Origin of the sequence: Micrococcus sp. HG099, assembly GCF_024723355.1 — a bacterium.
Classification (GTDB): Bacteria; Actinomycetota; Actinomycetes; order Actinomycetales; family Micrococcaceae; genus Micrococcus; species Micrococcus endophyticus.
In genome coordinates this window covers 16,093-31,870 of sequence record NZ_JANQCJ010000003.1, presented here as the reverse complement: position 1 = coordinate 31,870, position 15,778 = coordinate 16,093, and the positions used below count along the sequence as shown (strand labels likewise).

General features: G+C 70.7%; 15 protein-coding genes. 11 read left to right on the top strand and 4 right to left on the bottom strand.

The genetic code is table 11. From position 1 onward, the window contains the following. The first annotated feature begins 40 nt into the window (after positions 1-40). Positions 41-553: a hypothetical protein gene (locus NWP10_RS00685; protein ID WP_258299520.1), complete on the top strand. Its 513-nt coding sequence runs from the start codon at positions 41-43 to the stop codon at positions 551-553. A 202-nt stretch (positions 554-755) separates the two neighbouring features. Here the strand turns inward: NWP10_RS00685 and NWP10_RS00680 are convergent, their stop codons facing one another. After that, positions 756-2,189, bottom strand: a complete 1,434-nt coding sequence (locus NWP10_RS00680) for an APC family permease (RefSeq protein WP_258299519.1) — start codon at positions 2,187-2,189, stop codon at positions 756-758. Positions 2,190-2,380: 191 nt separating this feature from the next. Between NWP10_RS00680 and NWP10_RS00675 the strand changes: the two genes are divergently transcribed. Beyond that, a complete protein-coding gene (locus NWP10_RS00675) occupies positions 2,381-2,692 on the top strand; it encodes a hypothetical protein (protein ID WP_126860250.1) in 312 nt (103 codons plus the stop codon). Between the two features lie 81 nt (positions 2,693-2,773). Here NWP10_RS00675 and gabT read toward each other — a convergent pair whose 3' ends face one another. Then, positions 2,774-4,096, bottom strand: a complete 1,323-nt coding sequence (gene gabT / locus NWP10_RS00670) for a 4-aminobutyrate--2-oxoglutarate transaminase (protein ID WP_258299518.1) — start codon at positions 4,094-4,096, stop codon at positions 2,774-2,776. A gap of 117 nt (positions 4,097-4,213) precedes the next feature. On the opposite strand from gabT, the gene NWP10_RS00665 reads away from it, so the two are divergent. The 3 genes from NWP10_RS00665 (at position 4,214) to NWP10_RS00655 (ending at position 7,300) form a co-directional block, all read left to right on the top strand. Continuing rightward, positions 4,214-5,155 carry a LysR family transcriptional regulator gene (locus NWP10_RS00665; protein WP_258299517.1) on the top strand — a complete coding sequence of 314 codons (942 nt, stop codon included), beginning with the start codon at positions 4,214-4,216 and terminating at the stop codon, positions 5,153-5,155. 64 nt (positions 5,156-5,219) lie between these two features. Beyond that, positions 5,220-6,116 (top strand): class F sortase, encoded by an 897-nt coding sequence (locus NWP10_RS00660; RefSeq protein ID WP_258299516.1) that lies wholly within the window; start codon positions 5,220-5,222, stop codon positions 6,114-6,116. 128 nt (positions 6,117-6,244) lie between these two features. Beyond that, positions 6,245-7,300, top strand: a complete 1,056-nt coding sequence (locus tag NWP10_RS00655; RefSeq protein ID WP_258299515.1) for a DUF305 domain-containing protein — start codon at positions 6,245-6,247, stop codon at positions 7,298-7,300. Positions 7,301-7,355: 55 nt separating this feature from the next. Here NWP10_RS00655 and NWP10_RS00650 read toward each other — a convergent pair whose 3' ends face one another. Further along, positions 7,356-7,676, bottom strand: coding sequence for a GNAT family N-acetyltransferase (locus tag NWP10_RS00650; RefSeq protein WP_258299514.1), 321 nt, complete (start codon positions 7,674-7,676; stop codon positions 7,356-7,358). Then, complete coding sequence (locus NWP10_RS00645; protein ID WP_017487873.1) at positions 7,673-8,380, bottom strand: type 1 glutamine amidotransferase domain-containing protein; 708 nt, start codon at positions 8,378-8,380, stop codon at positions 7,673-7,675. Before NWP10_RS00645 ends, NWP10_RS00650 begins: the two co-directional genes overlap by 4 nt. A gap of 454 nt (positions 8,381-8,834) precedes the next feature. Between NWP10_RS00645 and NWP10_RS00640 the strand changes: the two genes are divergently transcribed. The 6 genes from NWP10_RS00640 (at position 8,835) to NWP10_RS00615 (ending at position 15,778) form a co-directional block, all read left to right on the top strand. Beyond that, positions 8,835-10,265 (top strand): hypothetical protein, encoded by a 1,431-nt coding sequence (locus NWP10_RS00640; RefSeq protein ID WP_258299512.1) that lies wholly within the window; start codon positions 8,835-8,837, stop codon positions 10,263-10,265. Between the two features lie 156 nt (positions 10,266-10,421). Next, positions 10,422-10,667: a glutaredoxin-like protein NrdH gene (nrdH, locus tag NWP10_RS00635; RefSeq protein ID WP_017487875.1), complete on the top strand. Its 246-nt coding sequence runs from the start codon at positions 10,422-10,424 to the stop codon at positions 10,665-10,667. 11 nt (positions 10,668-10,678) lie between these two features. Further along, a complete protein-coding gene (gene nrdI, locus NWP10_RS00630; RefSeq protein WP_017487876.1) occupies positions 10,679-11,146 on the top strand; it encodes a class Ib ribonucleoside-diphosphate reductase assembly flavoprotein NrdI in 468 nt (155 codons plus the stop codon). After that, complete coding sequence (gene nrdE, locus NWP10_RS00625; protein WP_017487877.1) at positions 11,143-13,320, top strand: class 1b ribonucleoside-diphosphate reductase subunit alpha; 2,178 nt, start codon at positions 11,143-11,145, stop codon at positions 13,318-13,320. The genes nrdI and nrdE overlap by 4 nt, the downstream gene beginning before the upstream one ends. Positions 13,321-13,384: 64 nt before the next feature. After that, positions 13,385-14,368 carry a class 1b ribonucleoside-diphosphate reductase subunit beta gene (gene nrdF, locus NWP10_RS00620; protein ID WP_375162453.1) on the top strand — a complete coding sequence of 328 codons (984 nt, stop codon included), beginning with the start codon at positions 13,385-13,387 and terminating at the stop codon, positions 14,366-14,368. 459 nt (positions 14,369-14,827) lie between these two features. Continuing rightward, positions 14,828-15,778 (top strand): MetQ/NlpA family ABC transporter substrate-binding protein, encoded by a 951-nt coding sequence (locus tag NWP10_RS00615; protein WP_258299511.1) that lies wholly within the window; start codon positions 14,828-14,830, stop codon positions 15,776-15,778.

Here is a 15,778-nt window from a genome sequence, read left to right as displayed (position 1 = left end):
GAGGCCCCTGACCCGGTCAGGGGCGTCTATGCTGCGCCCTATGAGCGTATGGCTGGCGGCGCAGGCGGGGGAGTCTGAATCGCTTTGGAATCAGGACTGGGGTTCAGTCCCAGACTGGGTCGCCGGGTTTGGCACTGTCGCCGCAGTGCGGTACGCGCTCGTCCAGGGTGTCAACCAACGTAAGCTCGAGGAACAGCGCGAGGTGGAGCAGCAGCGTCGCCGCGTGGCCGGAGTATCGGGTGACCAAACCCTAACGAAGTACCACCTCCAGAACAGCGAGGGAAAGCCAGCCAGTGACCCCTTCTCGTACAAGGCTCTAGCGAGAAACCAAACTGGAGCAGCGATCTCGAACGTGTATGTCTTCGACCGCTTAGGCAAGAAGATTGTGGATGTTGCGCCCATACCGCCAGGTGGGGAGGAACCCGTCGCGGTGTTGTGGGATGAAGACATGGGCGATCCCGTCATAGTGCGAGTGCACTTCAATGACATTGACGGCGGCGGCTGGGATGTCGATGCTGAGGGCAAGCTGTATAGCTGTCCGGTAGTGCACTGACTCGGTCAGCGCCCGGGCCTGGCGTTCGGCGGCGTCAAGCGCTCCGGCTTCGGCCGCGAGCTCGGCCCGCTCGGCATGGACGAGTTCGTCAACAAGCAGATGTACTTCGTCCAGGACTGACGCCCCACGACGACGACGGGCCCGCCTCCGGTGACCGGAGGCGGGCCCGTCCGCGTCCCGCCGGCGTGGCGGGAGCGATGGGTCAGCGACGCGCCAGACGTTCCAGCAGACGCTCCTCTGCGTCCTCGCCCGGGGTGATCCCGCGCGGGATGCGGAAGAGGAAGACGAGGCCGAGCAGCCACCACAGGCCGAAGAAGGCATAGGCCATCGGGGCGATGGAGGCGGGCATCCCCGGGATGTAGAGGCTGAGCAGCCCCGCTGTGAGGATCACACCGGTCACGCCCAGCACTCGCCCGGTGGTCGCGCCGCCCGCGCGGAAGGGGCGGTCCATTCCCGGCTCGCGGCGGCGCAGGAGCAGGAACACGATGCAGACCATCATGTAGGTGAACACGATGGACGGGGAGCCGGAGTCCACGAACCAGCCCAGGGCGCCCGCACCGAAGAACGGCGCCGCGATGGAGAGCACGCCGATGAACAGCACCGCGTTCGACGGGGTCCGGTACTTCGGGTGGATGTGTCCGAACCAGCGGGGCAGCATGCCAGAGACGCCCATCGCGTAGAGCAGGCGAGCCGCGCCCATGAGCAGGGCGATCCAGGAGGTGAGGATGCCGGCCATGCCGCCCACGAGCAGCACGTTGGCCATGGCCGGGCTGTGGAACAGGGCCGCCATGGCGTCAGCCGTCACGAGGTCGGCGTTCACGAGCTGCTCACGGGGCATTGAGGACGCGTTCGTCAGGATCACCATGATGTACCAGAGGGTCGCGGCGGCCACCGAGACGATGATCATCACGCCCATGCGGCGAGGGGGCATGTTGAGCTCCTCGGCCGACTGAGGGATGACATCGAAGCCCACGAAGAGGAACGGCACGACGACCATCACCGTGAAGAGGCCCCGGGCGTCCGTGAAGAGCGGCTCGAAGTTCGCGACGGAGCCACCCGTTCCGGCCCCGAACACCAGGAGAGCGCCGATGACGAGCAGCGTGGCGACGACGATCGTCTGCACGATGCCGGCCAGTTTGACGCCGATGTAGTTGATCCAGGTGATGACCACGGCGGCCCCGGCGCCGACCAGCGCCCAGACGAGGTAGACGTCCGAGCCGAAGGCGTTCCACAGCGGGATCGACTCGATCTCGGGCCAGATGTATGCGGCGGTGCGGGGGAGGGCGACGGCCTCGAACGCGACGATCGAGATGTATCCGCCCGTGATGCCCCACGAGCCGAGGAAGCTCCATCGCGCGCCCATGCCACGCAGCAGGTAGTGATGCTCGCCTCCGGCCTTCGGGATCGCTGCGACGAGCTCGGCGTACACCAGTGCGACGACGGTCATGATCAGGCCGCCGGAGACGATCGCGATGATCGAGCCCAAGGTGCCGGCGTCCTTGAGCCAGCCGCCCACGAGGACGACCCAGCCGAAGCCGATCATGGCGCCGAAGCCCATGGCGTAGGCGTCGAGCGATGAGAGGGTCTTCTTGAGACCCGGCCCTGTCGCGGGCGGGGAGGAGGTCACGTGGCTCATGGAGCCCCCTTTCTCGGGGGTGGGGAAGTGATGACCGCCCTATTCTCCCCGATCGTCGGCCAGGTTCGTCTCCGTCAGCGACGAGCCTGTCACATAGCGGGTTCTAGGCTGGCGCGCCCTTGTCCCTTCCTCCGGGGCGTGACCATCATGGACCGGATCCCCGTCGAGAACTGCAGAATCGAGAATGTCTGATGTACCCCACCCCGATGACCTTCGACGTGGCGCGCGCCGGCCGCGCTCTCGCCCAGGTCAGTGTCCGCACCCTGGCCACCGCGGCCGGCCTCGAGAAGGAGCAGCTGCGCCGCTTCGAGAAGGGGTTGGCCGACCTGCGGGTGGACGAGCGTCTGCGTCTGGAGAAGGCCCTGCGGAAGTACGGCGTCGGGCTGGTCCCGGAGGACGAGTTCGGCGGCACGGGGGTCCGCCGGATCTTCACCTCCGAGAAGTCCCGGCGCCTCGAGGCCCTGGAGAACGAAGGCGGCCCCGCGTACGAGGACGACATCTGAGTCTTCTGCCGACAGGCGGACGGCCCCGCATCCCGGGCAGGGATGCGGGGCCGTCGTCGTCGGTTCGCCGGTGGCGGGGGCTCAGGCGGCCTGCAGCGCCTTCGTGACCTCGCTCAGGCCCTCCTTGAGGAGGTCCTCACCGATGGTCAGCGGCGGTAGGAAGCGGATCACGTTGCCGTAGGTGCCGCAGGTGAGCAGGATGACGCCGGTGGCGCGCACGGCTGCGGCGACGGCGGCGGTCAGCGCCGCGTCCGGCTCGCCGGTGCCGGGCTCCACGAGCTCGATCGCCATCATGGCGCCGCGGCCGCGGACCTCGCCGATGCGCTCGTCCGCGTGCGCGGCGAAGTGCTCCCGGATGACCTCCTCGATGCGGGTGGCCTTGGCCAGCAGGTCCTCGTCCTCGATCGCCTCGAACACGGCGAGGGCGGCCGCGGCGGCCACGGGGTTGCCGCCGTAGGTGCCGCCGAGTCCGCCGGGATGGACGGAGTCCATGATCTCGGCGCGGCCGGTGACACCGGAGAGCGGCATGCCGCCGGCGATGCCCTTGGCGGTGGTCATCAGGTCCGGCTCCACGCCCTCGGCCTCGCACGCGAACCAGGAGCCGGTGCGGGCGACGCCGGACTGGACCTCGTCCGCGATGAACAGGACGTCGTTGGCCCGGCACCACTCGACGACGGCGGGCAGGAAGCCCTCGGCGGGGACGATGAACCCGCCCTCGCCCTGGATGGGCTCCATGATGACGGCGGCCAGGTTCTCCGCGCCGATCTGCTTCTCGAGGGCGCCGATTGCGCGGCGGGCCGCCTCGGCCCCGGACAGGCCGTCGCGCAGCGGGTAGGAGCCGGGCACACGGTAGATCTCGGGGGCGAACGGGCCGAAGTGGTGCTTGTACGGCATGTTCTTGGCGGTCAGCGCCATCGTGAGGGTGGTGCGGCCGTGGTAGGCGTGGTCGAAGGCGGCCACGGCCTGCTTGCCGGTGTAGGAGCGGGCCACCTTGACGGCGTTCTCCACGGCCTCGGCCCCGGAGTTGAACAGGGCGGTGCGGGTCTGCCCGGAGATCGGCGCGGTGCGGTCCAGCTGCTCGGCCACGGCCACGTAGCCCTCGTAGGGGGTGATCATGAAGGAGGTGTGGGTGAACTGCGCGACCTGCTCCTGGACGGCGGCCACGACGCGCGGGTGGGAGGCGCCCACGGAGGTGACGGCGATGCCGGAGGCCAGGTCGATCAGGCGGTTGCCGTCCACGTCCTCGAGGATGCCCCCGGCGGCGCGCGCGGCGTAGACGGGCATGGTGGTGGCGACGCCGGCGGGCACGGCCGCCTTCTGGCGCTCGGCGAGGGCCTGGGAGCGGGGGCCGGGCAGCGCGGTGGCGAGGTGACGGCTCTGCTCGAGGTCGGGGGTCGAGGACACGGAGGGGCCTCCTGGGGTCGGCTCGCGGGGGAGCGGCGGATGGATCTGCTCCCATGGTGGGGCCAATGGGCCATGCCGTCCAGTGATGATCCGGCATGGGGGCTATGCTCGGCCGTCATGGAGGAGAGACTGCTGCGGGCGTTCGTGACCGTGGCCGAGGCCGGGACGGTCTCGGCGGCCGCCCAGCGCCTGGACCTGGTCCAGTCGGCCCTGAGCCGGCAGCTGCAGCGGCTGCAGCGCGAGCTGCGCCTGCCGCTGTTCGCCCGGGTGGGCAGCCGCCTCGAGCTCACCACCGCGGGGGAGGCGTTCCTGCCGGTGGCCCGCCGGGTGCTCGCCGCGCACCGCCAGGCCGAGCAGGCGGCCCGCACCCTGGCCTCCGGCAGCCTCGCCGAGGTCGCGATCGCCGCGCCGGGCACCACGCTGATCGACGTGGTCCTGCCCTTCATCGCCACGCTGGACGAGGGCGACCCCCGCCCGCGCGTCGCCGAGACCCAGCTGGACGACTCCCTGCAGGACGCCGTGGCCCGGCACGACCTCGTGGTGATGCCCATGGCCCCGGGGCCCACCGTGCAGGCCCTGCACCTGATCGACCTGCCCGTGTGGGCGTACGTCGCCCCGGGCCACCCCTGGGCCGGCCGCGCGGACGTGGCGCTCGAAGAGCTGGTGGGAGTGCGCGTGGTGGCGCCGTCGCGGTCCTTCATGGCCCGCCGCGTGCTGGACGGCGCCGTGGCCGTGGCGGGCCTGATCGCCCCCGAGCTGAGCGAGGCCAACTCCGGCCGCGTGGCCCAGGCCCTCGTGGCCACCGGCGCGGGCGTGGCCGTGGTGACCGAGGACCCGGCCTTCGGCCTCGTCCCGTTGCGCGTGCTGCTCGACGGGCGCGCCCTGTCCGTGGGGCTGCACGCCGCCTGGCGCGCGGACCACTTCGCCGCCGCGACGCTCGCGCGGATCGCCGCCTCGCTGCAGGACTTCGTGCGCACCCGCTACCCGCAGCCGGGACCCGCAGATGACATTCCGATGACGACCCGCGCGTCCCCCTTGTCCGCCGCGTCCTCGCAGTGACACGATCCAGCCGTCCACCACGCCGCCGCCCCGCGCGCCGGTGCCCGACCGGGGGAGATGTCCGATGAGCACCACCGCCAAGCGCGCCCTCTGGGCCGTCCTGCTGCTGGCCTGCGCCGGCCTGGTCTGGCTCGCGCTGAGCGGCACCCTGGCGATCGGGCGGGCGCCCATCAGCGCCGCCCCGTCCCCGGCCGCATCCGCGAGCGGCACGCCCGCCCCCGAGAGCGCCGCGCCGACGGTGGCCCCCTCGACCTCCGCGACGGCGTCGGCCGCCGCCTCGGGCCAGGCGCCGGCCGAGGAGTCCGAGCCTGCCGCCGAGCCCTCCGACGAGGCGGCGCCGTCGCAGGAGCCCGCCGAGGCCGAGGCGCCGAGCACGGAGCCCGCCGAGGCCGAGGCGCCGAGCACGGAGCCGGCGGAGGCCGACGCGCCGGCGTGGCAGGGCCTGATGACCGGCCCGGCCGCCCCGTGGGAGTCGATCGACGCCGCCCCCGTGCACGTGGAGGTGCACCAGGACGGGGAGCGGATCGTGGGCGCCTCGGTGGAGCACACGCAGATGAACGAGGCCGGCGAGCTCGACCCCGACCCGCAGACCGTGGGCTGGTACGGCGCGCCGCAGTGGGGCACGGACCCGGGGGAGCGCTCCCCGTACGCCGGCATCCTGGCCGGGCACGTCGTCTACTACGGGGTGAAGGACGTGTTCTGGAACCTCGACGCGGTGCGGGCGGGCGACGTCGTCGTCCTCACCTACGACGACGGCAGCCAGGCCGTCTTCGAGGCGGACGCGGACGCCGTGTCCGTGGAGAAGGAGGCGCTCACGCAGGACCCGGCGAACCGGTGGGCGTGGGAGCCGGGCGGCGACGACGCCAGGCTCACCCTCATCACGTGCGACCTCGTGCCCGGCACCGGCATGGCGGGGAACGCGTTCAACAACTGGGTCGTCCAGACCACGCGCGTGGCCTGACGGGCCCGCCCGGACCCCCGGTCGTCCCGGGCCGGAGGGGTACCCTGGGGAGGCCGGGGACGCGCCGACCGCGTCGGTGGACCCCGACCCCGTTGACCGGGAGACGACCGCCGAGAGGACCTGTGCCCATGATCCGAGCCGACATCGCCCCCGCCTGCGCGCGCTCCCGCCGCTGGAGCGTGGCCGTCGGCGGTGCGCTCCTGACCCTGACGCTCGCCGTCAGCGGCTGCAGCGTGGCCGACGAGCCCGCGCAGTCGAGCGGCACCGAGGCGGGGAACACCTACCTGGACGGCGTGCTGGCCACGCCCAGCCAGACCTCCGCGGACCCGCTCGCCGGCGACATCCAGTTCGCGGGGCTGCTGCTGCGCAACCACCGCGACGTGATCGGCCAGTCCGAGGAGCTGCTCGCCACGGACGGCGTGGACCGCGAGATCCGCTCGATGGCCGAGCGCGCCCAGTCGCAGCACGAGGAGCGCGCCGGACGCCTGGAGGCCATGCTCGAGGGCTGGGGCGTGTCCACGGAGGACCTGCGCGGCGTCGGCGCCGAGGCCACTCCCACCCCCGAGGCCCAGCCCTCGGAGGGCGGGGACCCCGTGCCGGTCACCGGGGACGAACTGCGCGCCGGGCTGCTCTCGGAGCGCGAGAAGAACGTGCTGGCCGCCGCGGACGCGGAGGACGCCGGCCGCATCTACCTGCTGCAGATGCACCGCGTGTACCAGGGGGCGCTCACGATCTCCGCCACCGAGGCGGAGTCGGGCACCGACGAGGAGGCCAAGGCGTTGGCCGCCTCCGTGGTGGCGGACCACCAGGAGGACATGCAGCGCATGGTGGAGGTGCTCGCGGACATGGGGGCGATCGGCGCGGACGCCTCGCACACCGCCCGCCCCTCGGGCTACACCGGCCCCATCAAGATCGAGGGCACGGGCGCCGACGGCGGCCCCGTCCCGTCCGACTTCGTGCCCGAGCCCGTGCAGCGGGTGCAGTCCTTCCGGGCGACGCAGCGCCCGGTGCTGCCGACGTCGAGCTCGCCGGGCGACGCGGAGGACCGCCGCGGCCGCGACTCCGCCACGGCCAGTCCGTCCCCGACCCCGGCGGACACGGCCCGGCCCTCGCCGAGCCCGTCCTCCGCGGCGAGCCCCTCGCCGAGCGCGACCACCGGCTCACCGAGCGGCACGAACCGCTGACGCGCGGACCGGGCCGCTGACGGGCGCGCGCGGCGCCACGTCAGCGGAACGGCGCTCAGCGCGGCGCGACCAGGTGCACCTTCTCCGGGTGCTCCTCGAGCCACTGCGCCACGTACCAGCACAGCGGGACGATCTGCCGGCCTCCGGCGGCTCCACCGCGCGCCTCGATGTCCTCGACCGCGCCCGCGGTGAGCGTGGCCGCGTGCCCGTGCCCGCGGTGGACGGGGATCGTGAAGGCCCGGGTGAGGGCCACGGCGGTGCAGTTGTCCCGATAGTCCAGGACCGCCAGCAGCGTGCCGCCGTCGTGCAGCTCGTACCGGGACTCGGCGTCGTTGCGCGTGACGGCGGGGCCGCCCGCGGCGTCGCGCGCCGTCATCGCCGGGCCTCCGCGTCCGCGAGGATCCGTTCGGCCAGCGGCCGGGAGGACTGGGGGTTCTGGCCGGTGTAGAGGTGGCGGTCCACCACCACGTGGGGCCGGTAGGGGAGGGTGGCGGAGGAGTAGTCCGCGCCGCGGCGCCTCAGCTCGTCCTCGAGCAGCCAGGGCGCCTTGCCCGCCAGCCCGGTGAGCTTCTCCTCGGTGTCGGAGAACGCGGTCATCGCGAAGCCCGCGAAGGGCCAGTCCGCGCCCTCGCCGGGCACGGCGAGCATCGCGGCGGGGGAGTGGCACAGGAGCGCGGTGAGGCGGCCGCCGGCCATGCGCGAGCGCAGCAGCTCCCCGGACACGGGATCCCGGGAGAGGTCCTCCAGCGGCCCGTGGCCGCCGGGGTAGAAGACGACGTCGTGCCCCGCCTCGTCCACGGCGGCGAGGTCCACGGGGCGGTCCAGCACCGGGGCGAGGCGCTCGAGGTCCCTCTTCAGCCGGTCGGTCTTCCAGGGGGCGCCGCCCATCAGGCCCAGGCTGGTCTGGTCCACGGTGGGCGCCACGCCGCCGGGGGTGGCGACGGCGACGTCCCAGCCGGCGTCGGCGAACACGTCGTGCGGGACCACGAACTCCTCGGCCCAGAAGCCGGTCTCGTGGCGGGTGCCGTCCTTCAGGGTCCAGTGGTCGGACGCGGAGAGGACGAACAGGACGGAGGGCATGGCGCTTCCTTTCGATCCGGCGGAACGTGGGTCCACCGTAGTTCCTGGCGGGGCGGGACGGGAGGGCGGAGCCGCGCGCGGCCCGCTGCGACGACGGCGCGCCGCGCGGGCTGCGTGCCGGCCGTGACCGGGCGGTGTCGCACTCGTCATCGGTCTGTGCTTCCGCTGTGCCACGACTCGGCCCTACATTCGTAGCCGTCGGGCCGAGCCGCAGCGGGAGACCGCTGCGGCCGGGCCGCGGACGGGACGGATCGTCCCGTCGCCGTCACTCAGCATCCGCGGAGATCACCGTGACCATCACGGCCTCGACCGCCGCGCCCACCGCCCCGTCCCGCCGAGTCCGTCTCGCCGCCGCCGTGGCCGGCGCCGGCCTGCTCGCCGCCTCGTTCGCCGCCCCGCCCAGGCCCAGCCCGGCGTCGGCTCGGACGGGGTCTACGGCTGCCTCATCGGCTCCATGTCGGAGGCCCGCGACGCGGACGGGACCCGGTTCGACGTGATGTTCGTGCTCCGGGACGCCGTCTCCACGCCGGACGCCCACGCCGCCGAGGACGTCGAGGTCCGGGTGCGGCCGGAGGGCGGCGACGCCTGGACGACCGTGGCGCACCGTGGCGGGGCCGACCCGGTCGGCGCCGTCAGCAGTCGGGACATCCAGGAGGCGATCGGCACGCCGGAGCGCGTGGAGATCTCCGTCCGCGCCCATGGCGTGGCGGAGGTGGCCGGCGCCCTGGACGTGGCGCGGGCCTGGATGCCCGTCGGCGGCACCGCGTGCGCCTCGGACGTGGTGGACGGCGAGGAGATGGCCCCCGTGGTCACGTGGGGCGCGGCCGTGCTGCGCGTCAACGACTCGGGCAATGCCGACGGCACGGGCGTGCTGGTGACCTCGCCTGATGCGGACTGCATCCCGGTGTCCGACCCCGCGGACCCGTCGGCCCTGCACTGGCTTGACGTCGCCACGACCACGCGGGAGACGAACTCCCTCATGGAGACGGGCCCGCTCCTGTCCATGGAGGAGCTCCCGGCGACGCTCGCTCTGATGGACGGCGCCCGTGGGTACACGGAGTACATCTGGTCTTCGGGCATCACGGAGCCGTGGATGTGGCACGCGTACACGGGCCCGGACAAGGAGGGGACCGTCCGCACCCGCATCGCGCTGCTCGATTTCATGGGCCCGGAGCAGTACGAGGCCACCTCCGGGGCCCGCTCCGCCGCGCCGGGGCTCGACGGCGACGCCCTGCGCCCCACGGACTGGGCCCTGCTGCGCGCCCACGGCCTGGGCGGCGACGACGAGGACGGCGTCCGCCAGGGCCCCCGCCCGTCTCGCCCGGCATCCAGGACCCGGGCGCGCCGGCGCCCGGTGACGACGACGCCGCGGACGACGACGCCCACGAGGTCCCCGAGACCGTGGAGACCGGCGACGGCGCCGCGTGGTGGCTCGCCGCCCTCGGCGCGGCCGCGGCGGGCGTGCTGGTCCGCTTCCGCAAGGGACTCGGCCTGGTCTGATCCCGGCTGCTCGCACCTCGTTGCGCGCACGACTCGCCGCCTGCAGATCGCGCGGACGGCGAGTCGTGAGCACAACCCGGCGGGGGAGCGGTGGGAGGCCGCGTCCACGTCTCCCGACGGCGGTCACCGGAGTCCGGTGGCCGCCGTCGTCGCGTGTGCGGGGCGGGCCCTTATCCCGTCCGGATCCACATCTAGTGTCCGGGGCGAGGGGGACACGCCGACGAGAAGAGGTGGCGCACGTGACTTCCGGCACCGGAAACGGGGGACGAGGGTTCTCCACCGACTGTGGACATCCGGGGGCGGCCTCGGCGTGTCCCGCATGGCCGTGCGGATCGCGCGCGGAGCCCGGATGTGGACAGTGTGGGGAGGGACTGGGGATCCGTAACTACACGGGTGTCACTACTACATGTAGGGACAGCCAACGTCGGTCGTCACTAGATGTAGTATCGACGCAGATGTTCGGCACGCCCCGTGATTCACCTCGCGGACGCCGCGCCGACACCCTTAGACCACCAGAGACCACGAAGGAACAGGGATCGCCATGACCGTCACCGTGTACACCAAGCCGGCCTGCGTGCAGTGCAACGCCACCTACCGTGCACTGGACAAGAAGGGCATCGCCTACGAGATCGTCGACATGTCCCAGGACCCGGCCGCCCTCGAGCGCGTCCGCGGCCTCGGCTTCATGCAGGCGCCCGTCGTCGTCACCGAGACCGACTCCTGGTCCGGCTTCCGCCCGGACAAGATCGCCGAGCTCGCCGAGGCCGCCGCCGCGTCGGTGGCCTGACCGGAGCGACGGTGACCGTCGCCGCGGACCCGGGCCACATCCGCTCGGCCGAGGCGCAGGGACTGGTCCCCACGGACGCGGGACTGATCTACTTCTCCTCCGCCTCCAACTACACGCACCGCTTCGTGCAGAAGCTCGAGCTCCCCGAGGACCGGGTCGCTCGCCTGCCGTTGATCACCCGGGAGCCCACGCTCGGTGCCACCGCCCCCTACGTCCTCCTCACCCCCACCTACGGGGGCGGTGACGGACCGGGGGCGGTGCCCAAGCAGGTGATCAAGTTCCTCAACGTCCCCGGTAACCGCACCTGGATCCGGGGCGTGATCGCATCCGGGAACACCAACTTCCATGAGGCCTACTGCCTGGCCGGCTACATCATCGCCCGCAAGTGCCAGGTGCCCCTCATGTACAAATTCGAACTCATGGGCACCCCCGAGGACGTGGACAGCGTCCGGGGCGGCCTGGAAGGACTGTGGACATGACCCTCACCGCACCCACCGAGGCGGACCTCATCCGCCAGGCCAAGAACATGCCGGCCGAGTGGCAGAACCTCGGCTATCACGAGCTCAACGCCATGCTGAACCTCTACGGGGCGGACGGCCGCATCCAGTTCGAGGCCGACCACGCCGCCGCGCGCCAGTACTTCCTGCAGCACGTCAACACCAACACGGTGTTCTTCCACGACCTGGAGGAGAAGCTCGACTACCTGCAGAAGAACGACTACTACGAGACCGAGACGTTCGAGCAGTACCCGTTCGAGTTCATCCGCGGGCTCTTCGACCGCGCCTACAAGGCCAAGTTCCGGTTCCCCACCTTCCTCGGGGCGTTCAAGTTCTACACCTCCTACGCGCTCAAGACCTTCGACGGCAAGCGCTACCTCGAGCGCTACGAGGACCGGGTCGCCGTCGTCGCCCTGCACCTCGCCCGCGGCGACCAGGAGCTCGCCACCCACCTCGTGGACGAGATGATCGCCGGCCGCTTCCAGCCGGCCACCCCCACGTTCCTCAACTCCGGCAAGAAGCAGCGCGGCGAGCTCGTCTCCTGCTTCCTGCTGCGCATCGAGGACAACATGGAGTCGATCGCCCGCGGCATCAACTCCGCCCTGCAGCTGTCCAAGCGCGGCGGCGGCGTCGCCCTCTCGCTCACCAACATCCGCGAGCACGGCGCCCCCATCAAGCAGATCGAGAACCAGTCCTCCGGCGTCATCCCCGTGATGAAGCTCCTCGAGGACTCCTTCTCCTACGCCAACCAGCTCGGCGCGCGCCAGGGCGCCGGCGCCGTCTACCTCAACGCGCACCACCCGGACATCCATCGCTTCCTCGACACCAAGCGCGAGAACGCGGACGAGAAGATCCGCATCAAGACCCTCTCCCTGGGCGTCGTGATCCCGGACATCACCTTCCAGCTGGCCAAGAAGAACGAGGACATGTACCTGTTCTCGCCCTACGACGTCCAGCGCGTCTACGGGGTGCCCTTCTCCGAGATCTCCGTGACCGAGAAGTACTACGAGATGGTCGACGACGCGCGGATCAAGAAGACCAAGATCAACGCGCGCGAGTTCTTCCAGACCCTCGCCGAGATCCAGTTCGAGTCCGGCTACCCGTACATCGTGTTCGAGGACACCGTGAACCGCGCCAACCCGATCAAGGGCCGGATCACCATGTCCAACCTCTGCTCCGAGATCCTCCAGGTCTCCGAGGCGTCCGAGTACAACGAGGACCTGACCTACTCCCACATCGGCCAGGACATCTCCTGCAACCTCGGCTCCATGAACATCGCCAAGACCATGGACTCCCCGGACTTCGGGCAGTCCGTGGAGACCGCGATCCGCGCCCTGACCGCCGTGTCCGTGATGTCGGACATCCAGTCGGTGCCGTCCATCGCCAAGGGCAACTCGGCCTCCCACGCCATCGGCCTGGGGCAGATGAACCTGCACGGCTACCTCGCCCGCGAGCGGGTCCACTACGGCTCCGAGGAGGGCGTGGACTTCACCAACATGTACTTCTACGCCGTCCTGTTCCACGCGCTGCGCGCCTCGAACAAGATCGCGATCGAGACCGGCGAGCGCTTCGGCGGCTTCGAAGACTCGAAGTACGCCTCCGGCGAGTTCTTCGACAAGTACACCGAGCAGGAGTGGAAGCCCGCCACCGAGCGCGTGGCGGGCCTCTTCTCCGACGCCGGCATCACCCTGCCCACGCAGGAGGACTGGCGCGAGCTCAAGGCGTCCGTCATGGAGCACGGCATCTTCAACCGCAACCTCCAGGCCGTACCGCCGACCGGCTCGATCTCCTACATCAACAACTCGACCTCCTCGATCCACCCCGTGGCCTCGAAGATCGAGATCCGCAAGGAGGGCAAGCTCGGCCGCGTGTACTACCCGGCGCCGTACCTCACCAACGAGAACCTCGAGTACTACGAGGACGCGTACGAGATCGGCTACGAGAAGATCATCGACACGTACGCCGCCGCCACCCAGCACGTGGACCAGGGCCTGTCCCTGACCCTGTTCTTCAAGGACACGGCCACCACCCGCGACCTGAACCGCGCCCAGATCTACGCGTGGCGCAAGGGCATCAAGACGATCTACTACATCCGCCTGCGCCAGCTCGCGCTCGAGGGCACCGAGGTGGAGGGCTGCGTGTCCTGCATGCTGTGACCGGCGCCCCCCGCCGGACCCCAGCACCGCCGTCGCCCCCGCCCGCCCGATCCCCGAAGGAACGATGACCGAAGTGACCGACACCGTGAAGACGAACCACCTCGTCGAGGCGATCAACTGGAACCGCATTCAGGACGAGAAGGACGTGGAGGTGTGGAACCGCCTCGTCAACAACTTCTGGCTGCCGGAGAAGGTGCCGCTGTCCAACGACGTCCAGTCCTGGTCCCACCTCACGGATGAGGAGCGGCTGCTCTCCATGCGCGTGTTCACGGGCCTGACGCTGCTGGACACGATCCAGGGCACCGTGGGCGCCGTCTCCCTCATCCCGGACGCCATCACCCCGCATGAGGAGGCCGTCCTCACGAACATCGCGTTCATGGAGTCGGTGCACGCGAAGTCGTACTCCTCGATCTTCTCCACGCTGGCCTCCACCAAGGAGATCGACGAGGCGTTCCGCTGGTCCCGGGAGAACGAGAACCTGCAGCGCAAGGCCTCCCTGATCGTGGAGCGCTACGACGGCGAGGACCCGTACAAGCGCAAGATCGCCTCGACCCTGCTCGAGTCGTTCCTGTTCTACTCGGGCTTCTACTGGCCCATGTACCTCTCCGCCCACGCGCGCCTGACCAACACCGCCGACCTGATCCGCCTGATCATCCGCGACGAGGCCGTGCACGGCTACTACATCGGCTACAAGTACCAGCGGAACATCGAGACTCTGCCCGAGGAGAAGCGCGAGGAGCTCAAGGCCTTCACCTTCGAGCTGTTGTTCGAGCTGTACGAGAACGAGGTCGAGTACACCCACGACCTCTACGACGCCGTCGGCCTGTCCGAGGACGTCAAGAAGTTCCTGCACTACAACGCGAACAAGGCGCTCATGAACCTCGGCTACGAGCCGATGTTCCCGGCCGAGACCACCAACGTGAACCCGGCCATCCTCTCCGCGCTCTCCCCGAACTCGGACGAGAACCACGACTTCTTCTCCGGATCCGGCTCCTCCTACGTGATCGGCAAGGCCGAGAACACCGAGGACGAGGACTGGGACTTCTGACCTCGCCCGCCTGATCCCCGTCCCGACGACGGCCGGTCGCCTCCCCGTGGAGGCGACCGGCCGTCGTCGTCTCGCGAGATGCATCACACCTCGGCCCCGGGCCCCGCAGTATGACGCTGCGCGTCACCATCACGCCGGATGGAGCGCACACGCTGCGATAGGCTTGGGCCCAGCTTCAGGAGAAGCGGCTGTGGACCCCGCCTCGGCGGGTCCACGTGGTCCCATGACGAGCCGCTCGCCAACCCCATGTTCACGGGTGGCAACGGACCGAGAAGCGGCCCGCCTCCGCTGCGTGCAGACCCCTCGAGGGGAGCCCGCGGTGACTGGGGGACGGGCAAGAGCAGCGTTCGAAAGGATCCCGGCCTCCGGCTCGGGGCGTCTCTCGCCCCCGCCCGCCGTGCTATGCCCCGCGGGGAACCACCCACCGCACGGCCCACCCCGCACCGTTCCGCGCCCGCCGTGCCCACCCGCGCCGGCGGCCTCGCCCTGTCCTCCAAGGAGAACCCCATGACCGCCTCGAACATCTCCCGCCGCTCCTTCGCAGGCCTGTCCCTGGCCGCGGTCGGCGCGCTCGCCCTGACCGCCTGCAACTCGCAGGCCGAGGATAATAGTGACGACGGCGCCCAGACCGTGCGCATCGGCGTCGTGTCCGAGAACGAGACGCACCGCGCCCTGGTGAAGCTCGCCAAGGAGAAGCACGGCATCGACGTCGAGATCCGCAACTTCACCGAGTACACGCAGCCGAACCCGGCGCTGGACAACGGCGACATCGACATGAACTGGTTCCAGCACATCGCCTACCTGGCCGACTACAACCAGGCCTCCGGCAAGGACCTGACGCTGATCGGGACCACCGAGATCATCCCGCTGCCCCTGTACTCCAAGAAGTACAAGGACGTCTCCGAGTTCCAGAAGGGCGACACCGTCGCCATCCCGAACGACACCGTGAACCAGGCCCGCGCCATCAACGTGCTCGTCGCCGCCGGCCTGTTGACGCTGTCCAACGACACCATCCGTCCCGAGGTCCGCGACATCGACGAGGCCGCCTCCACCGTGAAGGTGCAGCCCGTGGCCGCGCAGCAGACCGTGAACGCGCTCGAGTCCGTCCAGGGCTCGGTCATCAACAACACGTTCTCGGCCGACGCCGGCATCGACACGAACACCGCCCTGTTCAAGGACGACCCCCAGGCCGACTCCGCCAAGCCGTTCGTCAACGGCTTCGCCGTGCGTCGTGCGGACCGCGACAACGAGACCTACAAGAAGGTCGCGGCCCTGTACCACGAGCAGGCTGTGCTGGACGAGTCCGCGAAGCTCTCCTCCGACACGAGCGTGCCGGTGCAGCTCGACGCCGCCCAGATCGACGAGACCCTGAAGCAGTACCAGGACGCGATCGCGAAGCAGGACGCCTGA

Coding starts and splice junctions, on each gene's coding strand:
- nrdH (WP_017487875.1), top strand. CDS start 10,422: ATGACCGTCACCGTGTACACCAAGCCGGCCTGCGTGCAGTGCAACGCC.
- NWP10_RS00645 (WP_017487873.1), bottom strand. CDS start 8,380: ATGCCCTCCGTCCTGTTCGTCCTCTCCGCGTCCGACCACTGGACCCTG.
- nrdE (WP_017487877.1), top strand. CDS start 11,143: ATGACCCTCACCGCACCCACCGAGGCGGACCTCATCCGCCAGGCCAAG.
- NWP10_RS00650 (WP_258299514.1), bottom strand. CDS start 7,676: ATGACGGCGCGCGACGCCGCGGGCGGCCCCGCCGTCACGCGCAACGAC.
- NWP10_RS00655 (WP_258299515.1), top strand. CDS start 6,245: ATGATCCGAGCCGACATCGCCCCCGCCTGCGCGCGCTCCCGCCGCTGG.
- NWP10_RS00685 (WP_258299520.1), top strand. CDS start 41: ATGAGCGTATGGCTGGCGGCGCAGGCGGGGGAGTCTGAATCGCTTTGG.
- NWP10_RS00640 (WP_258299512.1), top strand. CDS start 8,835: ATGTCGGAGGCCCGCGACGCGGACGGGACCCGGTTCGACGTGATGTTC.
- NWP10_RS00680 (WP_258299519.1), bottom strand. CDS start 2,189: ATGAGCCACGTGACCTCCTCCCCGCCCGCGACAGGGCCGGGTCTCAAG.
- nrdF (WP_375162453.1), top strand. CDS start 13,385: ATGACCGAAGTGACCGACACCGTGAAGACGAACCACCTCGTCGAGGCG.
- NWP10_RS00675 (WP_126860250.1), top strand. CDS start 2,381: ATGTACCCCACCCCGATGACCTTCGACGTGGCGCGCGCCGGCCGCGCT.
- NWP10_RS00660 (WP_258299516.1), top strand. CDS start 5,220: ATGAGCACCACCGCCAAGCGCGCCCTCTGGGCCGTCCTGCTGCTGGCC.
- NWP10_RS00665 (WP_258299517.1), top strand. CDS start 4,214: ATGGAGGAGAGACTGCTGCGGGCGTTCGTGACCGTGGCCGAGGCCGGG.